11 protein-coding genes are annotated in these 13,199 nt (G+C 72.8%); 2 read left to right on the top strand and 9 right to left on the bottom strand.

Annotated elements, in window-relative coordinates:
* Window positions 1–128 precede the first annotated feature (128 nt).
* A complete protein-coding gene (locus I4Q55_RS38320; protein WP_206795272.1) occupies window positions 129–3,362 on the top strand; it encodes a S8 family serine peptidase in 3,234 nt (1,077 codons plus the stop codon).
* A gap of 46 nt (window positions 3,363–3,408) precedes the next feature.
* Here the strand turns inward: I4Q55_RS38320 and I4Q55_RS38315 are convergent, their stop codons facing one another.
* The gene (locus I4Q55_RS38315) at window positions 3,409–4,572 is read right to left on the bottom strand and encodes an ROK family transcriptional regulator (RefSeq protein ID WP_206795270.1); all 1,164 of its coding nucleotides are present in this window, start codon (window positions 4,570–4,572) and stop codon (window positions 3,409–3,411) included.
* Window positions 4,573–4,668: 96 nt separating this feature from the next.
* On the opposite strand from I4Q55_RS38315, the gene xylA reads away from it, so the two are divergent.
* The gene (gene xylA / locus I4Q55_RS38310; protein ID WP_206795269.1) at window positions 4,669–5,817 is read left to right on the top strand and encodes a xylose isomerase; all 1,149 of its coding nucleotides are present in this window, start codon (window positions 4,669–4,671) and stop codon (window positions 5,815–5,817) included.
* 8 nt (window positions 5,818–5,825) lie between these two features.
* Here the strand turns inward: xylA and I4Q55_RS38305 are convergent, their stop codons facing one another.
* The 8 genes from I4Q55_RS38305 to I4Q55_RS38270 are packed head-to-tail and all read right to left on the bottom strand — an operon-like array spanning window position 5,826 to window position 13,114.
* Entirely contained in the window at window positions 5,826–6,482 is a 657-nt protein-coding gene (locus I4Q55_RS38305; RefSeq protein WP_307793423.1) for a ThuA domain-containing protein, read from the bottom strand.
* Window positions 6,479–7,849, bottom strand: a complete 1,371-nt coding sequence (locus tag I4Q55_RS38300; RefSeq protein ID WP_206795268.1) for an alkaline phosphatase family protein — start codon at window positions 7,847–7,849, stop codon at window positions 6,479–6,481. Before I4Q55_RS38300 ends, I4Q55_RS38305 begins: the two co-directional genes overlap by 4 nt.
* Window positions 7,846–8,973, bottom strand: a complete 1,128-nt coding sequence (gene eboE, locus I4Q55_RS38295; protein ID WP_206795267.1) for a metabolite traffic protein EboE — start codon at window positions 8,971–8,973, stop codon at window positions 7,846–7,848. The genes I4Q55_RS38300 and eboE overlap by 4 nt, the downstream gene beginning before the upstream one ends.
* The gene (locus I4Q55_RS38290) at window positions 8,970–9,821 is read right to left on the bottom strand and encodes a TatD family hydrolase (RefSeq protein ID WP_206795266.1); all 852 of its coding nucleotides are present in this window, start codon (window positions 9,819–9,821) and stop codon (window positions 8,970–8,972) included. Before I4Q55_RS38290 ends, eboE begins: the two co-directional genes overlap by 4 nt.
* Window positions 9,821–10,366, bottom strand: a complete 546-nt coding sequence (locus I4Q55_RS50775; protein ID WP_206795265.1) for an EboA domain-containing protein — start codon at window positions 10,364–10,366, stop codon at window positions 9,821–9,823. Before I4Q55_RS50775 ends, I4Q55_RS38290 begins: the two co-directional genes overlap by 1 nt.
* Window positions 10,363–11,184 carry a sugar phosphate isomerase/epimerase gene (locus I4Q55_RS50770; RefSeq protein ID WP_206795264.1) on the bottom strand — a complete coding sequence of 274 codons (822 nt, stop codon included), beginning with the start codon at window positions 11,182–11,184 and terminating at the stop codon, window positions 10,363–10,365. Before I4Q55_RS50770 ends, I4Q55_RS50775 begins: the two co-directional genes overlap by 4 nt.
* Window positions 11,181–12,020 carry an SCO3242 family prenyltransferase gene (locus tag I4Q55_RS38275; RefSeq protein ID WP_307793422.1) on the bottom strand — a complete coding sequence of 280 codons (840 nt, stop codon included), beginning with the start codon at window positions 12,018–12,020 and terminating at the stop codon, window positions 11,181–11,183. The genes I4Q55_RS50770 and I4Q55_RS38275 overlap by 4 nt, the downstream gene beginning before the upstream one ends.
* Entirely contained in the window at window positions 12,005–13,114 is a 1,110-nt protein-coding gene (locus I4Q55_RS38270; protein WP_206795263.1) for an inositol-3-phosphate synthase, read from the bottom strand. The genes I4Q55_RS38275 and I4Q55_RS38270 overlap by 16 nt, the downstream gene beginning before the upstream one ends.
* Between the last annotated feature and the right edge of the window lie 85 nt (window positions 13,115–13,199).

The raw sequence follows: 13,199 nt of genomic DNA, 5'->3' as shown, positions 1-13,199 counted from the left end.
GACGGACCAACCGATTAGGCCATTCGGCTCGCAACCAATTGCGGTCTATGGGCTAACTGTCTGATTGCTGCCGATGATCCGACCCTGTGTACTGCTCGGTACGCATTTCTTCACGAAGGGTCGTTTCAGTGACACAGCACAGATCGCGCTGGAGACGGCGGGCCGGGATCACCGTCCTCGCCACCGCACTCGGCGCCTCCGTCCTCGGGGTGGCCGGCCCGGTGGCCTCCGCCCAGCAGGCCCCGCCGACCAGCGGCGCGGCCGACGGCAAGACCCTCGACGAGCACGACCGCGCGCTCGTCGCCGAAGCCGAGAAGGCCGGGAAGCCCGACGTCACGCTCCTGATCGCCGCGGAAAAGGGCCAGACCGGCACCGCCGTGAACGAGCTCAAGGCCCTCGGCGGCGTCGTCCAGTCCACGGACGCCAAGCTCGACTACGTCAAGGTCAGCGTCCCGACCGGCAAGGCCGAGAAGGCCGCGAAGCTGAAGTCGGTCAACGCCGTCGACGTCGACGGCCTCATCATGCGCGACGACCCGAAGCCCGACGGCGCGATGACCCCGCTGCCGCAGCCGGCCCCGGGCAAGGACACCCCGCGCGTCAACCCGTACCTGCCGACCGGCGACACCTACGCCGCGCAGTTCGGCCAGGTCCTGCCGAACTGGGACGGCAAGAACACCACGGTCGCGGTGCTCGACTCCGGCGTCGACCTCGACTCCCCCGCGCTGGCCACCACCAGCCACGGCGAACGCAAGATCGTCGACTGGTACAACGCCAACGCCACCAACTCCGGCGACGGCACCTGGGTCAAGCAGTCCACCCAGACCTACACCGGCACCTTCACCTCGAACGGCCGCACCTGGACGGCCCCGGCCACCGGTGGCCCGTACACGTTCGGCCTCTTCGGCGAGACCGCGGGCGACCTGGGCGCCGCGGACAGCGAGACCGGCGGCGACCTCAATCGCGACGGCGACCGCGCCGACTCCTGGGGCGTGCTGCTCGACCCCGCCACCAAGGAGGTGCGGGTCGACCTCAACGGCAACGGCGACTTCACCGACGAGAAGCCGATGACCGACTACGCCAAGAAGTACGACTTCGGCTTCTTCGGCACCGACAACCCGGCGACCGACATCGCCGAGCGGATGGCCTTCGTGGTCCAGACCGACAAGCCGGGCTTCGTCGGCATCGGCATCGCCGGTGGGGAGCACGGTTCGCACGTCGCGGGCATCGCCACCGCCAACGACCTGTTCGGCGGCAAGATGGACGGTGCGGCTCCGGGCGCGAAGGTCCTTTCCGTCAAGGTCTGCCTCACCAGCGCCGGCTGCACGTCGTCCGGCCTGATCGACGGTGTCGTCTACGCGGCCAGCCACGGCGCCGACGTCATCAACATCTCGATCGGCGGCCTGCCGGCCCTCAACGACGGCAACAACGCCCGCGCGGAGCTCTACAACCGCACGATCGCCGAGTACAACGTCCAGATCTTCATCTCGGCGGGCAACAGCGGCGCCGGGGCGAACACCGTCGGCGACCCGTCGGTGGCCACGGACGCGATCTCGGTCGGCTCGTACATCACCAAGGAGACCTGGCTGTCGAACTACGGCTCGGTCACCAGGAACCCCGAGTCGATGCACCCGTTCTCCTCGCGCGGCCCGCGTGAGGACGGCGGCTTCAAGCCGGACATCATCGCGCCCGGCGCGGCCATCGCCACCGTCCCGCGGTGGGAGCAGCCGGGCCCGGTGCCCGGCACGTACCCCCTGCCCGCCGGCTACGCGATGCTGCAGGGCACGTCGATGGCGGCGCCGCAGGCGGCCGGCGCGGCGGCACTGCTGGTGAGCGCGTACAAGGCGACCCACAACGGCCAGCGGCCGCCGGTGGCGCAGCTGCGGGCGGCGATCAAGTCGACCGCGCGGTTCGTGCCGGGTGTGGGCGCGTACGCCCAGGGCGCGGGCCTGTTCAACGTCCCGGCCGCGTTCGTCGCGCTGTCGCTCAACCCGAAGCCGGACACGGTTTCGACGTCGGTCGAGGTGCGCACCGCGCTGTCGGGCCTGCTGGCCAAGCCGAACACGGGCGTGGGCATCCACGACCGCGAGGGCGTGACGGTCGGCAAGACCTACACCCGGACGTACACGATCACCCGCACCACGGGTTCGGCGCACCCGGTGCCGTACTTCGTGCGGTGGGTCGGCAACGACGGCACGTTCTCCTCCGGCTCGACGGTGTCGTTGCCGCTGAACAAGCCGGTTTCGTTCACCGTGAACGTGAACCCGAAGACGGCCGGCGTGCACTCGGCGCTGCTCTACCTGGACAACCCGCTGACCATCGGCATCGACGTGCAGACCCTCAACACGGTCTTCGCGCCGCAGGAGTTCGCCGCCGGCAAGGGTTTCCGGGTCGACGTCGCGGGCAAGGCCGCGCGCAACCAGGCGACCAGCTACTTCGTGCGGGTGCCGCAGGGCGCCAGCGCGCTGAAGGTGGACCTGGACGCCGGCGCCGGCGCTCCGGGCAAGGGCCAGGTGCGGTTCCTGCGGTACGACCCGACCGGTGTCGCGGCCGAGGCCAGCACGGCGACGACCGCGTGCTACCTGCCCGACGCGGGCGCGGGCTGCGCCGGCGGCACGCCGACCAGCCGGACGATCGCCAACCCGCTCCCGGGCGTGTGGGAGATCGTCGTCGAGGCGCGGCGGACGTCCGATGTGGACGAAGCGCCGTACAAGCTGTCGGCCGCGGTGCTGGGCACGGCGATCTCGCCGAACCCGGACACCATCGCCTCGGCCACGCTGAACACGCCGATCTCGCGGTCCTACGCCGTGCAGAACACGCTCGGCGCGTTCACCGGCAAGCTGACCGGGGCCACGCTGGGCAGCGCGAAGACGCAGCGGCCGGCCATCGCCGAAGGTGCGCAGCAGCAGTACCAGATCCCGGTGACGGCGGGCTCGCAGTCGCTGGCCGTCACGATCGGCAAGACGTCCGACGTCGGCGCCGACCTGGACCTGGTGCTCTACAACTGCACCACCGGGTCCTGCGTGCAGGCGGCGGTGAGCGCGGACGGTGACTCGGAAGAGTCGGTGACCGTGGCCAACCCGGCGGCGGGCACGTGGGTCGCGCTGATCGACGGCTACGCGGTGCCGGCCGGCACCACGGAGTACGACTACCTCGACGTGTTCGTCAACCCGGCGTTCGGTTCGGTCGCGGTGACCGACGCCGACGCCCTGCGCGCGTCGGGCAGCTCGTGGACCGTGCCGGCGACGGTGACGGCCACCGCCGTCCCGGCCGCGGGCCGGACCCTGCGCGGTCAGCTGACCGTGCGGACCGACGCCGGTGTCGCGGTCGGCTCCTCGCTGGTGCAGATCACCGCGGTGAGCTAGTTCGTCAGTTCGCGGAGGCCGCCTCGGGGATTCCCCGGGGCGGCCTTCACGCTTCCTGGGCCCGGGTGACGAAGGGCGCCGGGTCGGCCAGGACGCGGTGGATCACCCGGCCGGCCGCGCCGAGCGTCGCCGCGTCGCCGCCCAAGCGGGACGCCGTCAACACCGGCGGTGTGCCGCGGAGACCGCCGAGCCGCCGGGCCAGGACCTCCGACACCGGCTCGGCCAGCCACGGGTACAGCTGCGTGAAGATCCCGCCCAGCACGATGCGGTCGAGGTCCAGGAGGTTCACCGCCGACGTCAGGGCGATGCCGAGGGCCCGGCCGGCCGCCGCGCACGCCGCCAGCGCCGGCTCGTCGCCGCGTTCGAGGGCGGCCAGCAGGGCCGGCACCGATATCGTGTTTCCCGCCGCCAGCAACGCTTCCTGGCCGGCGTAGGTCTCCAGGCAGCCGCTGCCGCCGCACCGGCAGGGCGCGCCCTCCGGGGCCACCACCACGTGGCCCAGCTCGCCGGCCAGGCCCGTCGCGCCGGAGTACAGCACGCCGCCGACCACCAGGCCGGCGCCGATGCCGACTTCGCCGGAGACGTACAGGAAATCCCGCTCGCCGTCGCCGTACCAGAGCTCGCCGAGCGCGGCGAGGTTCGCTTCGTTGTCCAGCTCCACCGGGACCGGCAGCCGCAGCAGGTCGGCCGGGCGGACGTCCTGCCAGCCGAGGTTGGGGGCGCTGAACAGGACGCCGTCGCCGACCGGGCCGGACACCGCCAGCACCGCGCCCGCCGCCTCCAGTCCCTGCCGGTGGGCCTCGGCCAGTGCCTCCGAAGCCAGCTCCTGCAGCTCGCCCAGCACCTTCTTCGGCCGTGAGCCGCGGTTGTCGCGTTCGCGGCGGGCGGCGACCCGGACCTCGCCGGTGAGGTCGAGCACGCGCACCGCGAGGTAGTCGACGTTGACCTCCAGGCCCAGCGACGCCACCCGCGCCCCGCTGAGCACGAGCTCCACCCCCGGCCGGCCGCGTTCGCCCGCCCGCGCGGGGCCGGTCTCGGCGAGCAGGCCGGCGTCCACCAGGTCGCCGACCAGCTTGCTCACGGTGGACTTGGTCAGGCCGGTGACCTCGGCGAGCGCGGCCCGGGTGAGCGGGCCGCCGCGGCCGACGGCGCCGAGCACGACCTCGAGGTTGCGGGCGCGCATCTCCTCGTGCCGCACGGCCTGCGTCATCTGTCCTCCCGCGAAGACTGTAGCCGGGCCCCTTGACGCCCGGGACCCCCGCGGCGCATATTTAGTCTACAACGTGAACTAAATGAAGGGACAGTCATGAGCGACTACGCTCCCCAGCCGGCCGACAAGTTCACCTTCGGCCTCTGGACCGTGGGCTGGCCCGCGAACGACCCGTTCGGGGTGGCGACGCGGGCGGCGCTCGACCCGGTCGAGAGCGTGCACCGGCTCGCGGAGCTGGGCGCCTACGGCGTGACCTTCCACGACGACGACCTGCTGGCCACCGAGCCGGACCGCGACAAGGCGATCGAGCGGTTCCGCAAGGCGCTGGCCGAGACGGGTCTGAAGGTCCCGATGGCGACGACGAACCTGTTCACCCACCCGGTGTTCAAGGACGGCGGCCTGACCAGCAACGACCGCGACGTCCGGCGCTACGCGCTGCGGAAGGTGCGCCGCAACATCGACCTGGCGGCCGAGCTGGGCGCAGAGACCTACGTCGTGTGGGGCGGCCGCGAAGGCGCCGAGTCCGACGCCGCCAAGGACGTCCGCGCGGCGCTGGACCGCTACAAGGAGGGCCTCGACCTGCTCGCCGACTACGTCGTCGAGAAGGGCTACAACCTGCGGTTCGCGTTGGAGCCCAAGCCCAACGAGCCGCGCGGCGACATCCTGCTCCCGACGATCGGGCACGCGCTGGGCTTCATCTCGCAGCTCGCGCGGCCGGAGATGTTCGGGCTGAACCCCGAGGTCGGGCACGAGCAGATGGCCGGGCTGAACTTCGTGCACGGCATCTCGCAGGCGCTGTGGCAGGGCAAGCTGTTCCACATCGACCTCAACGGCCAGCACGGCCCGAAGTACGACCAGGACCTGATCTTCGGCCACGGCGACTTGAAGAGCGCGTTCTTCCTGGTCGACCTGCTGGAGAACGGCGGCTACGAGGGCCCCCGCCACTTCGACTACAAGCCGATGCGCACCGAGGACGCCGCGGACGTCTGGGTCTCGGCGGCGGCGAACATGCGGACGTACCTGATCCTCAAGGAGAAGTCGGCGGCGTTCCGGGCCGACCCGGAGGTGGCGGAGGCGCTGGCGGCGTCGCGGGTCGGCGACCTGTCGACGCCGACGCTGGCCCCGGGCGAGACGTTCGACGACGTCCTGAACGACGAGTTCGACCTGGACGCGGCGGCTGCGCGCGGGTACCACTTCACGCGGCTGAACCAGCTGGCGCTGGAGCACCTGCTCGGCGTGCGCTGACCGGCCCGCTACGCCGCGGGAAGCACTCCCGCGGCGTAGCGGATCGCGCCGAGGAGCAGCGCGCGGAACGCCGGGTCGGCGTACGACTCGCTCGTGTGGCCGAGCCCGGTGTAGAACGCCCGGCCGCGGCCCTGCGGGTGGCACCACGTGATGGGGTGGTCCGCCCCCATCCCGCCGCCGGTGTAGCTGGACTCGTCCAGCGTCTGCAGCACGCGCACGCGGCCACGCGGGTTGGCGCGGAAGTCGTACAGCTCGTCGGTCCGGGTCCACACCGGCGGCAGGTGGGCCGTCGCCGGGTGGGTGCCGTCTTCGGTCACGAACCGGGCCTGCTGGATCTCCGGGTGGGTCTTGAACCGGGCGCCCACCAGCTCGCCGTACCACGGCCAGGCGTACCCCGTGTCGGCCGCCGCGTGGATTCCGACGTAGCCGCCGCCTTCCTCCACATAGGACTCGAACGCCGCCTGCCGCGCCGCGTCCAGGACCTCGCCGCTGGTCGACAGGAACACCACCACGTCGTGGGCGGGCGTGAACGCGTCCTCGGTCGCGGTGACGTCGAACCCGTGCGCGGCACCCAGTTCCCGGATCGCCCGGATCCCCGCCGGGATCGAGTCGTGCCGGTACCCGGCCGTCTTCGAGAACACCAGTACCCGCATCGGCTCGCTCACCCGGTCCGGACCGCCGCCGCCAGCAGGAGGTCCTTCACCTCCGTCGCGTGGATCTTCTCGCGCGCCAACGCCGGGTCCGAGCACAGCAGCACCGGGCCGTCCTCGGGCGAGTCCGGCAGCCGGCCGTGGCTGCCGCGGACCGGGGCCGGGTCCAGCGGGACCACCTGCATCGAATAGCGCAGGCCGAGCTTCTTGCGGGCCAGCGCGGCCGCCGCCTTCAGCTTCACCCTCGGGTCCCTCGGGTCGAAGAACAGCTCGGCCGGGTCGTAGCCGGGCTTGCGGTGGATCTCCACCGTCTTCGCGAAGTCCGGCGCGCGGTCGTCGCTCAGCCAGTAGTAGTAGGTGAACCACGCGTCCGGCTCGGCGATCGCGACCAGCTCGCCCGCCCGCTCGTGGTCGATGCCCACCCCCGCCTGGCCCGCCCGGTCGAGCACGACGTCCACTCCGGACAGCCCGGCCACGATGTCCCGCACCCGCGGGATGTCCGCCGGGTCGGCGACGTACACGTGCGCGACCTGGTGGTCGGCCACCGCGAACGCCCGGGACGTCCACGGGTCCAGGTACTCCATGCCCGCCTGGACGTACACGTTCAGCAGGCCTTCGCGGCGCAACACCCGGTTGACGTCGACCGGCCGGCTCGCGTTCGTGATGCCGTACTCCGACAGCGCGACGACGGTGTGGCCGCCCGCCGCCGCGAAGTCGAGCAGCGGTTTCAGCGCGGTGTCGAGCTCCCGCGCGGCCGCCGCCGCCTGGGGCGCGTCGGGACCGAAGCGCTGCAGGTCGTAGTCCAGGTGCGGGATGTAGACGAGCGTCGTGTCCGGCTTGTCCTCGGCCATGATCTTCCGCGCGGCGGCGATGATCCACTCCGACGACGCGATCGCGGCCGTCGGCCCCCAGTACGTGAACAGCGGGAACTCGCCGAGGGCACCCACCAGGCGATCGTGCAGCTGGGGCGGGGTGGTGTAGCAGTCCGGGGACTTCTTGCCGTCGGCGTGGTAGATCGGCCGCGGGGTCACCGTGAGGTCGGTGTCCGCGCCCATCGCGTACCACCAGCAGACGTTCGCGACCCGGTGGCCCGCCTGCGCGCGGCGGGCCGCGTCCCAGAACTTGTCGCCCCCCACCAGCCGGTTGTGCTGGCGCCAGAAGAACACCTCGCCGAGTTCGCGGAAGTACCACCCGTTGCCCACGATCCCGTGCCGCGCCGGGGTGAGCCCGGTGAGGAACGTCGACTGCACCGAGCAGGTGACGGCGGGGAACACGGTGTCCAGCTGCGCGGTGAAGCCGGGTTCGGCCATCCGGCGCAGGTTCGGCATGTGCGGGAGCAGCCGCGGGGTGAGCCCGACGACGTCGAGGACGAGCAAACTCATGCAGTGACCTCTTCCAAGCCCAGGGCGGTCAGCTGCCGCCGGGTCCAGTCCAGCTCGGCCGCGATGCCCGCGACCAGCCCGGTGTCGTCGGCGGGTGCGTCCGGGAGCACCTGCCAGGTGTAGGTCTCGGCTTCGACGTGGTCGGTGCGCGCGGTGGCGCCGCCGAACAGCTCCGCCAGGGTGGCCGCCAGCACCGGCCGGGTCGACGTCAGCGGCGGCGCCGGGTCGGCGTGCAGCGGGACGTGGAAGTGCACGCGCCACGGCGCCCGCCCGGGCAGGCCGCCGGCCAGTGCGAGGTCGAGGTCGTCGGCACCCGGTGGCGCGCCTTCGTTGCTCTGGTGCAGGAACCGAGGCTCCACAAAGGACTCCAGCGCCGTCCGCGTCGCGGGGTCCGCCGGATCCGGGGCCTCCAGGGCGGCCGACGCCTGGAGCTTGACGACGGCCAGCCCGGCGGCCTCCAGCCGGCCCAGCGCGGCGGCCGGGTCCTCGAACCCCACCGCGAGGTGGCACGCGTCCAGGCAGATGCCCAGCCATTCCTTGTCCACTTCGGACAGCAGCGTCGCGGCCTGCGCCGTCGTCTCGACGACGCAGCCGGGCTCCGGCTCGAACGCCACCCGGACCGGACGCTCCTGCCCGGCCAGGCCCTTGGCGAGCACGTCGAGCTGCCCGTCGTCGCCACGCCATTCCGTGCGCCAGCCGAGCGGGAGCGTCGACACGCTGCCGCGCACGGCGTCGTCCGGCATCAGCTCGGCCAGCAGCCGCGCGAGGTCCAGGGTGTACCGCGTCCGTTCCGGCGTCGACCAGTCCGGCCGGTACACCTTGTGCTTGACGACCGGGTCGTGGAAGCCCTGGTACGGGAACCCGTTGAGGGTGACGACCTCCAGGCCGCGGGCCGTCAGCTCGCGGCGCAGCCGGGCCACCGCGGCCGGGTCGCGGACCAGTTCGGCCGCCACCGGCCGGGCCAGCCACAGCCCGAGCCCGAGCCGGGGCACGCCGAGGCGGTCCCGCACCGGCTCGCCGAAGCGGGCCAGCTGGGCGAGCACGCCGTCGAGGTCTTCGGCCTGGTGGACGTTCGTGCAGTAGGCGAGGTGGACCAGCGTGCCGTCGCGGTGCCGGAACCTCACTTGCGGGCCCCCCGCAGGATCGAGTTGCCCGCGAACTCGGCTTCCGCGGCCTCGCTGTCCAGCGCAAGCCGCCCGCTCTGGCCGTAGAACTCGACGGGGTTGCGCCACAGCACCCGGTCGACGTCGTCTTCGGTGAAGCCGGCGGCCAGCATCGCGTCGCCGGTGCGCCGGGTCTTGAGCGGATCGCTCTTCCCCCAGTCGGCGGCGGAGTTGACCAGCACCCGCTCGGTGCCGTACTCCCGCAGGATGGCGACCATCCGGTCCTCGTCCATCTTCGTGTCCGGGTAGATCGAGAAGCCCAGCCAGCAGCCGGAGTCCTTGACCATCCGCACGGTCACCTCGTTGAGGTGGTCGAGCACCACGCGCCCGGGCTCGATCCCCGACTCGCGGACGACGGCGATGCTCCGCTCGGTCCCGGCCGCCTTGTCCCGGTGCGGGGTGTGGACCAGCGCCGGCAGGTCGTGGGTGATCGCCAGGGCGAGCTGCGCGGCGAACGCCTTGTCCTCCGCCTCGGTCATCGAGTCGTAGCCGATCTCGCCGACGGCGACGACGCCGTCCTTCTCCAGGTACCGCGGCAGCAGGTCGAGCACCGGGGCGCAGCGCGGGTCGTTGGCTTCCTTGGGGTTGAGCGCGATCGTGCAGTGGTGGGCGATGCCGAATTGGCTCGCGCGGAACGGTTCCCAGCCGACGAGGGCGTCGAAGTAGTCGGTGAAGCTGCCGACGTTGGTGCGCGGCTGGCCCAGCCAGAACGCCGGCTCGACGAGCGCGCGGACCCCGGCGGCGTGCATGGCCGCGTAGTCGTCGGTGGTCCGGGAGCTCATGTGGATGTGGGGATCGAAGATGCGCATCAGCCGTCCTGTTCGTTCAGCAGCGTGCGGAGGTCGGCGGGGACTTCGCGGCCCGCCGCGGTGCGTTCGGCGGCGAAGGACCGCAGCATGCGGAGCAGCTCTTCGTCGGTCCGGCGATCCAGGCCGGCCACGTCTTCCAGGGGGATCCCCATGAAGACGCACTTGAGGACGCCGTGGCGGTATGCGGCGTCGTCGAGGTGCCGGGCGGTGTACTCGCCCATCGCCGCGGCGACCAGGCGGGTGTCGTTGGTGCGCAAGGCGTCCGCGACCAGGTCGACCCCGGCATCGCCGATGTCCACAACGGACAGTCCGTACAGGACGGCCCGTTTCTCGGCCGCGTCGCCGTAGCGGTAGAGGCCGGGCAGCTCCGCCGCGGCACCCGGCGCGGCTTCCAGCAGCCGGAGGCGGGCGACGTCGTCGACCGTCCGGCCGGGGACGTCCGACGGCCCGCGGCCGACCCGGCGGCCGACCGCGGGGAACACCGCGCGCAACGCCGTCGCGTCGGCGGCGACCCTGGCCAAGGCTTCGTCCAGCCAGGCGTTCACGCCGGCACCGCCTTCCGCAGGAACTCCAGGGACTCGCGGGCGATCCGTGGGGCGGCGTGGCTGTCGCGCGGCAGCTCCACGGCCACGAGCCCGGAGTACGGCGCCAGCGCGGCCAGCACCGGCGGGAAGTCGATCTCGCCGCGGCCGAATTCCAGGTGCTCGTGCGTGCCGCGCCGCATGTCGTCGATCTGGACGTTCACCAGCCGCGGCAGGGCCCGGCGGACGCAGCCGGGCACGGACGCGGACTCGTTGCACCGGCAGTGCCCGATGTCCAGCGTCAACCCGAACCGCTCCGGGTCGCCGAGTCTTTTCGAAAGCGCGAAGTACCCGTCGAGGTCCTCGACCAGCATCCCGGGCTCCGGCTCGAAGCCGAGCTTGACGTCGTGCTCGTCGGCGGCCTTGAGCACCTCCGCGCAGCCGTCGACCAGGTACGCCCAGGCCTCTTCGGTGGCCAGCTCCGCGGGTCTGTTGCCGCTCCAGAACGACACGGCCTCCGCCCCGAGATCGGCCGCGATCGCCACCGCGCGGATCAGGAACTCGACGCGGCGCGCGCGGTCGGGGTCGAGGAACGTCGGCGAGTGCTTGCGCCACGGGTCCAGCAGGAACCGGGCCCCCGTCTCGATCACGACGGCGAGGCCGAGCGAGTCCAGGTCCGCGGCGACACCGGCGACGCGGCGGGCGAGGTCCGGGCCGAACGGGTCGAGGTGCTGGTGGTCGAGGGTGAGCGCGACGCCGTCGTAGCCGAGGTCGGCCAGGACGCGCAGGGCGTCGCCGAGGCGGTGGTTGGCGAAGCCGTTGGTGCCGTACCCGAACCTCATGTCGGCGACACCTTCCGGCTCAGCGCCCGCGCGAGCGGGAACGCGGCGGCCACCGCCAGCGCCGAGCGCCACGCGCCGGTCCGCGCGATCAACCCGGCCTGCAGCGGGATCATGCCGTGGATGCCGGCCCCGACCGCGCGCCGGATCTTCGGCGCGGCCGGGTCGCGGACGGCGTCGTACTGCGCTCCGCCGGTGGTCACCGCGTACGTCCCGAGCAACGCCGAGGCCAGCTTGCCCCCGCGGCCGGCGGCGACACCCACGCCGGCCGTTGCCGCCAGTGCGGCCGCCGGCAGTGCCGGGCTCGCCCCGGTCACTTCGGAGCGTGACAGCGTTGTCACGGCATAAGTGTGCGCCCCGACGGTCAGCGCCGCGGGCAATGCGGCTTTCGCCCCGCCCGCCCCGAGCAGGACGTCGAGGGTGCGGGCCGCGGCCATCGCGGCCGGGCCGAGCACGGTGCTCTTGAGCGCGAAGTCGTACGCCCACACGGTCGCGCCCAACGGCAGCGCGACGCGCAGGGCACGGCGTCCCCCGGCGGCTGCGGCGATGCCCAGCCCGCCCGCGGTCAGCCCGGCCGCGACGCCGAGCGCCGTCGCCGGCGTGACCCGGCCCGACGGGATCGGCCGCTCCGGCCGCTCGACCGCGTCGAGGGCGCGGTCGGCGTAGTCGTTGAGGGCCATGCCCGCCCAGTAGAGGCAGACCGAAGCGCCGGTCAGGGCGAGGGTGCGGCGGCCGAAGGGCCAGCCCGCGGCGGCGGCCCCGGCAACGGCGTCACCGGGCACGGTCAGCGCGGCGGGCGCGCGGACGAGTTCGGCGAGCGCCTTCACCGGTGCGCCCACTCGCGCAGCGCCGCGTACTGCGTGGCCAGGTCATGCGGACCGGCGCCGACGGGATCCTTGAAGAAGAAGCCGAATTCGGCGACCGGACCGGCCACGCCGTCGCGGCACGCCTTGCCGGTCAGCCGGGCGAGGTCGAGCACCAGTGGCGCGGCGAGCGCGGAATCGCAGCCCTGCCAGGTGAGCTGCAGCGTCATGCGCGCGCCGAGGAAGCCTTCGAACAGCACGTGGTCCCAGGCGGTCTTCCAGTCCCCGAGCGCCGGGACGTAGTCGATGTGCACCTCGCCGTCGACCGGGCGGCCCAGGTTCTGTTCCAGTACCTGCTGCTTGGACGCGTTCTTGCTGGCCGCGGCGCCGGGGTCGGCCAAGGTGGCGCCGTCGCCGCCGCCGAGCAGGTTCGTGCCCGACCAGGCCAGGACGTCGAGCCCGCGCTGGGCGAACATCGGCGCGAGCACGGATCGCAGCAGCGTCTCGCCGGTCTTGCCGTCGCGGCCCGCGTACGGCACCCCGGCGGTGCGGGCGAGTTCGTCGAGTGCGGGCAGGCGCGCCCCGGTGGACGGGGTGAAGTCGACAAAGCCACACCCCGCGCGGAAGGCGGCGTAGGCGTACAGCGAACTGGCGGGCAGGACGTCCTCATGGGCTTCGAGGGCAGCCAGGGACGCGTGCGCGGGGTGCGGTGGACACGGCGGTTCGGTGGAGGCGACGTTGAGGACGACGACGTGGTCCAGTCCCTTGCCGAATTCGGCCAGGTCGGCGATCACCTGGTCGATCGCCGCGCGGCCCCCGCCGGACGGCGCCGGCCGCAACCGGGCCTCGGCCGCGTCCAGTTCGGCCGCGACCGCGCCGGGCAGCGCGGGCGGCAGCACGCCGGCCGCCACCAGGTGCTCGGCCCGCTTGACCAGCGGCGTGTCCACGACGTCGTGGCCGCCGAAGACGAGATCCCCCAACCCGGGCAAGTCCGCCCCGGCGAAGTCCGGCAGTTCGGTCACGCAGCCGGTGTTTTCCGCCAGCCCGGCCCGCAGGGCGGCGGCCCCGGCGATGGCGGTGGTGGCCACCGAGCCGCGCGCGCCGACCAGCCAGACACCGATCTTCCCCATCATTCCTCCAGTTCGCAGGTCAGCCCGCGCCGCCGCCCCCGGCGTCACGCAAGTCCGGACTCCACTCGCCCGTGTGAATCCCGAG

The organism is Amycolatopsis sp. MtRt-6 (genome assembly GCF_017308975.1).
Classification (GTDB): Bacteria; Actinomycetota; Actinomycetes; order Mycobacteriales; family Pseudonocardiaceae; genus Amycolatopsis.
This window is presented reverse-complemented; position numbering and strand designations above follow the sequence as displayed.